Genomic DNA, 6,088 nt, shown 5'->3' on the forward strand with positions numbered 1-6,088 from the left:
AAGAAAGTTTTATTGCGCAAACCTTAATACAGAATGTTGGAACACGCGGGTTTTTCCCGAGGTTGGTAGTGTTTATCATGCTGGATGTCACGTCGTGTAAATGGCGTTGCGCAAAGTGTCTAATACCAAGGAGTTGTTGATGACCTTTTCCTTTGCCGCGAAAGCGTCGGTGTTGCTGCTGTTTCTCGGCAGTACGCTCTATGTGCATTTACGCGGCAAGGCGCGATTGCCGGTCCTGCGTCAATTCGTCAATCATTCCGCGCTGTTCGCACCCTATAACGCGTTGATGTATATGTTTTCCGGCGTGCCTTCCAAACCCTATCTGGACCGCAGCAAGTTCCCTGAACTGGACGTGCTCAAAGACAATTGGGAAGTTATTCGCGACGAAGCGATGCACCTGTTTGACGAGGGCTATATTCGCGCCGCCGAAAAGAACAACGACGCCGGTTTCGGCTCGTTCTTCAAGAAAGGCTGGAAGCGTTTCTACCTCAAGTGGTACGACAAACCGTTACCTTCAGCCGAACTGCTGTGCCCGAAAACAGTGGCACTGGTCAGTAGCATTCCCAACGTCAAAGGTGCCATGTTCGCTCTGCTGCCGGGCGGTAGTCACCTTAATCCGCACCGTGACCCGTTCGCCGGTTCCCTGCGTTATCACCTGGGCCTGTCGACACCCAACTCTGACGACTGCCGCATCTTCGTCGACGGTCAGGTCTACGCCTGGCGTGACGGGGAGGATGTGATGTTCGATGAGACTTACGTGCATTGGGTCAAGAACGAAACCGACAAGACCCGGGTCATTCTGTTCTGCGACATCGAGCGGCCGCTGAGCAATCGCCTTATGACTCGCATCAATCGCTGGATCAGTGGCCTGTTGGGCCGCGCAACAGCGCCGCAGAACCTCGATGATGAACGTGTGGGCGGGATCAATCAGGCCTATGCGTGGAGCAAAAACTCCACTGATAAGGTCAGCGGCGTAGTCAAGCAGTGGAAGCGTCGCAACCCTAAAGCCTATCGTGTGTTGCGGCCGGTACTTGCTGTGGTGGTGTTGACGCTGTTGGGGTACTGGCTGTTTGGCTGAGGATTGTTGAAAGAAAAAAACCGCTATTTGGAAGCGCAGTGACGCGGCATTGTAGTTTACGGCGATCGGACCACCGCTTTCGCTGGCAAGCCAGCTCCCACAGGTCGTGCGCATAAGCCCTGTAGGAGCTGGCTTGCCAGCGAAGGCGTCATCACCAGCACTACATAATTACCGGACAACCGCCTCAACCTTCTTCACCGCCGCCGGCTTCAACACCAACCACAACGCCGCTGCAATCAACACCCCACCATAAATATGCGCCATCGACAGCGGCTCATCGAGAAACAGCGCCCCCCACAACACTCCGAACGGCGGGATCATGAAGGTCACGGTCATCGATTTCACAGGGCCGATCGAGCTCAGCAAGCGGAAGTAAATGATGTACGCAAACGCGGTGCAGCCCAGGCCCAACCCCAGCAAAGACAGCCAGACATTCCATCCGCCCCAACTCGCCGGTGGCTGGCTGATCACGCTGTAGCCGAATAACGGCAATACGAACAGTGTCGCCCCGAGCATGCTGCCCAGCGCAGACAGGCGACTGTCGAGGCCACCGGCCTGATCGAGCCAGCGGCGGGCGAGAAACCCGGCGAAGCCGTAGCAGGTGGTAGCGAGCAGGCAGGCGACGGCGCCCATCAACAGTTTCATGTCGAACGCCATGGGGCCGGCACGGGTCAGGACACCGACGCCAAACAGGCCGAGAAATACCCCGCCCAGCTTGGCGGGGGTGAGCCGTTCACTGAAGAACAGGCCACCGATCAACACGCCCATCAACGGCGTGGTCGCATTGAAAATCGCCGAATAACCGGCCGGCAGCACCAGTGCCGCGACGCTGTAAAGCGTTGCCGGCAGGCCCGAGTTGAGCACCCCGAGCAGCAGCACGGTCTTGAGCTTGCCCTTGAAGTCCCAACGGATACGCATCAGGCCGAGTATCACCAACAGGCCGACAGCGGCAATCGAGACGCGGAAAAAAGCCGTGGGAACTGTGCCAATCACCGGGGCGATGATGCGCATGAACAGGAAGCTCGCGCCCCAGATAGCCGCCAGTGTCAGCATACGAATAATATCGACAGGGCTCACGGTGTACTCCTCCTTGTTGGGGACGAGAGTGTTGCCGAGCGTCTTGAGTCTGGCAACCGCAAAACGGGCATTAAACTCTCCAGAGCGTCGATGACGCGGCGGCTGGAAAATTACGCTTCTCCTGCACCCGTTTCACTGGCTAAGCTCAGGGCTCACGAATTCCCGCAGAGGTCTCAACATGCCGCAACACTGGCCAGCCGCCGATATCGCCCGACTGATCCTCGATGGCTTTGATGATTACCGAGAGCATTTCCGGCAGATCACCGACGGTGCCCGGGCGCGATTCGAGCAGGCCCGGTGGCAGGAGACGCAAGTCGCCTCGGCGGCGCGGATTAACCTCTATGAAGAGAAAGTCAGCGAAACGGTCGACCGGCTGCGCATCGCTTTCGACACCGACACGCTGGATGTCAGCTGCTGGCCGCTGGTCAAAAGCGCCTATATCAGCCTGATCGACCTGCGTTTCGACGATGAGCTGTCCGAGACCTGGTACAACTCGATTTTCTGCGGGCTGTTCAGCCATGACCTGATCAGCGACGGCTGCATGTTTATCCATACCACCCGACCAAGCTTGCGTCGGGCCCGGGCTGCGCAAACCCGCACCTACAAACCCCAGGGCCAGTTGTCGGCCATGCTGGCGAGCATCTTCGCCGACTACCGCTTCAGCGAGGAATACGCCAATCTGCCCGGCGATCTGCGCCGCCTCGAAGCGCAACTGCGCGAGAATCTGCCGGACTGGGTATGCAAGGATCCGCAATTGAGCGTCGAACTGTTTTCCTCGGTGCTCTACCGCAACAAGGGCGCCTACCTGGTGGGGCGCATCTACACCGCCGATGAACAATGGCCGCTGGCGATTCCGCTGCTGCACCTTGAAGGTCGCGGCATCCAGATCGATGCACTGATTACTGACGAAGCCGACGTGTCGATCATTTTCTCTTTCACCCGTTCGTATTTCATGGTGGATGTGCCGGTACCGGCGGAGTTTATCGGCTTCCTCAAACGCATCCTGCCGGGCAAGCACATCGCCGAGCTGTACACCTCGATCGGCTTCTACAAGCACGGCAAATCGGAGTTTTACCGTGCGCTGATCAATCACCTGGCCAATACCGACGATCAATTCATCATGGCCCCGGGCGTACGCGGGATGGTGATGAGCGTGTTCACCCTGCCGGGGTTCAACACCGTTTTCAAAATCATCAAGGACCGTTTCTCTCCATCGAAAAACGTCGACCGCGCCACGGTGATCGAGAAGTACAGACTGGTGAAAAGTGTCGATCGGGTCGGGCGCATGGCCGATACCCAGGAATTCGCCGACTTCCGTTTCCCGCTGAGTAAGTTCGACCCGACGTGCCTGGAAGAGCTGCTGGAAGTCGCGCCGTCCACGGTATCTGTGGAAGGCGACACAGTGCTGATTCGCCACTGCTGGACCGAGCGGCGGATGACGCCGTTGAACCTGTACCTGGAAAACGCCAACGAGGCGCAGGTCCGCGAGGCACTGGAAGATTACGGTCTGGCGATCAAGCAACTGGCGGCGGCGAACATCTTTCCCGGCGACATGCTGCTGAAAAACTTTGGCGTTACCCGTCACGGCCGCGTGGTGTTCTACGACTACGACGAGATCTGCTTTCTCACCGAAGCCAACTTCCGCCACATTCCGCAACCGCGTACGCCCGAGGATGAAATGGCCTCGGAACCGTGGTACTCGATCGGGCCGCTGGATGTATTCCCGGAAGAATTTCCGCCGTTCCTGTTTGCCGATTCCGGGCAGCGCAAGTTGTTCGACCAGCTGCACGGCGAGTTGTACAACGCCGATTACTGGAAAAGCCTGCAAGAGGCGATTCGGGCGGGGAAGGTGATTGATGTTTTCCCTTACCGCCGCAAAGGCCTCGATACCGAGTAACGCCGCAATACCCTATAGAAGCTGGCTTGCCAGCGAAGGCGGCCTGATAGACACCCACAATGTGACTGTTACACCGCCTTCGCCAGCAAGCCGGCTCCTACAGGGGATCTCGTTCGTCCTTCAAATCTGCGACAATCGCCCCCCTGCGCCACTAGACGACTGAATTGCGTACCCGATGACCGACGAATCGCCCTCCATCGACAAACTGCTGAAAACCTCGATCACGCCATGATTGCCGACCGCCACCGGCTGCGGCGGCAGTTGCTTGAACTGCGCAAGAACCCCGATGAGGCCAAACTGGCCCAGTGGGTGGCGCGCATGCAGGCGTCCTCTGATCAGGTGCTGGCGCGCAAGGCCAGTCTGCCAGTGATTCGGTATGACGACAGCTTGCCGATCGCCGCAAGCGCGACGAAATCAAGAAAGCGCTGGAAAAGCATCAGGTGCTGATCATTGCAGGCGAAACCGGCTCGGGTAAAACCACCCAGTTGCCGAAGATCTGCCTGGAAATCGGTCGCGGCCAGCATGGCTTGATCGGCCACACCCAGCCGCGCCGGATTGCTGCACGCAGCGTGGCAAGCCGGGTGGCCGAGGAACTGGGCACGCCGTTGGGCGCCTTGGTCGGCTATCAGGTGCGGTTCGAGGATCAGAGCGATTCCAATACCCTGATCAAACTGATGACCGACGGCATCCTGCTGGCGGAAACCCAGAACGACCGTTATCTGGAACGCTACGACACGATCATCGTCGACGAAGCCCACGAACGCAGCCTCAACATCGATTTCCTGCTCGGTTATCTGAAAACCCTGCTGCCGCGCCGTCCGGACCTGAAAGTCATCATCACTTCGGCAACCATCGATCTGGAGCGGTTCTCCAAGCATTTCGATGATGCGCCGATTGTCGAGGTCTCTGGCCGCACCTTCCCGGTGGACACCTGGTATCGCCCGCTGACCCTGGAGCAGGACGAAGAGGGCAACCGCGTCGAAGACGACCTGACGGTGGATCAGGCGATCCTCGCCACCCTCGACGAAATCGCCGCTTTTGAGCGCAGTGAACGGCGCAGTCCCGGCGATGTGCTGGTGTTCCTGCCGGGCGAACGGGAGATTCGCGACGCCGCCGACATGCTGCGCAAGGCCCAGCTCAAACACACCGAGATTCTGCCGCTGTACGCGCGCCTGTCACCGGCCGAGCAGCAGCGGATTTTCCAGTCGCATCCGGGGCGTCGCGTGGTCCTTGCGACCAACGTCGCGGAAACCTCGCTGACGGTGCCGGGCATTCGCTACGTGATCGACAGCGGCACTGCGCGCATCAGCCGCTACAGCTACCGCGCCAAGGTCCAGCGCCTGCCCATCGAAGCGATTTCCCAAGCCAGTGCCAACCAGCGTAAAGGCCGTTGCGGCGGGTCGAGCCGGGCATCTGCATACGCCTGTATAGCGAAGAGGACTTCCTCGGGCGCCCTGAATTCACCGATCCGGAAATCCTGCGGACCAACCTCGCGGCGGTAATTTTGCAGATGCTGCATCTGCGCCTCGGTGAAATCACCGCGTTTCCGTTTATCGAGCCACCGGATGGCAAGGCCATCAGCGACGGTTTCAACCTGCTGCAAGAACTCTCGGCGGTGGATCGCAACAGTCAGTTGACCCCGCTTGGTCGCCAGTTGGCGCGGCTGCCGGTGGACCCGCGCATGGGGCGCATGCTGCTGGAAGCAGCGAAGCTCGGCAGCTTGCAGGAAGTGCTGATCGTCGCCAGCGCCATGTCGATCCAGGACCCGCGCGAACGCCCGCCGGAGCGTCAGCAGGCAGCGGACCAGGCCCACGCGCAATGGAAAGATGCTGATTCGGACTTCGCCGGGCTGGTCAATCTGTGGCGTGGTTTCGAGGAACAGCGTCAGGCGCTGACCGCCAGCCCGTTGCGTAATTGGTGTCGCAAGAACTTCTCAATTACCTGCGTTTGCGTGAGTGGCGCGATTCCCATCGCCAGTTGAGCCTTATCTGCCGTGACATGCAGCTAAGCCTCAATAAAGAGCCGGCGGATTACCC

General features: G+C 59.2%; 3 protein-coding genes and 1 pseudogene. 3 read left to right on the forward strand and 1 reads right to left on the reverse strand.

Annotated elements, in window-relative coordinates:
- The first annotated feature begins 139 nt into the window (after positions 1-139).
- Positions 140-1,078, forward strand: coding sequence for an aspartyl/asparaginyl beta-hydroxylase domain-containing protein (locus CES87_RS27985; protein ID WP_128608651.1), 939 nt, complete (start codon positions 140-142; stop codon positions 1,076-1,078).
- 168 nt (positions 1,079-1,246) lie between these two features.
- Here CES87_RS27985 and CES87_RS27990 read toward each other — a convergent pair whose 3' ends face one another.
- Positions 1,247-2,155, reverse strand: a complete 909-nt coding sequence (locus tag CES87_RS27990) for a DMT family transporter (RefSeq protein ID WP_128608652.1) — start codon at positions 2,153-2,155, stop codon at positions 1,247-1,249.
- A gap of 178 nt (positions 2,156-2,333) precedes the next feature.
- Here CES87_RS27990 and aceK point away from each other — a divergent pair, with 178 nt between their 5' ends.
- Together aceK and hrpA are read left to right on the forward strand one after the other, a co-directional pair.
- Positions 2,334-4,052, forward strand: a complete 1,719-nt coding sequence (gene aceK / locus CES87_RS27995) for a bifunctional isocitrate dehydrogenase kinase/phosphatase (protein WP_128608653.1) — start codon at positions 2,334-2,336, stop codon at positions 4,050-4,052.
- Between the two features lie 175 nt (positions 4,053-4,227).
- Positions 4,228-6,088, forward strand: a pseudogene (hrpA, locus tag CES87_RS28000) (ATP-dependent RNA helicase HrpA); the annotation flags it as partial.

Origin of the sequence: Pseudomonas sp. ERMR1:02, assembly GCF_002277815.1 — a bacterium.
Classification (GTDB): domain Bacteria; phylum Pseudomonadota; class Gammaproteobacteria; order Pseudomonadales; family Pseudomonadaceae; genus Aquipseudomonas.

Coding starts and splice junctions, on each gene's coding strand:
- aceK (WP_128608653.1), top strand. CDS start 2,334: ATGCCGCAACACTGGCCAGCCGCCGATATCGCCCGACTGATCCTCGAT.
- CES87_RS27985 (WP_128608651.1), top strand. CDS start 140: ATGACCTTTTCCTTTGCCGCGAAAGCGTCGGTGTTGCTGCTGTTTCTC.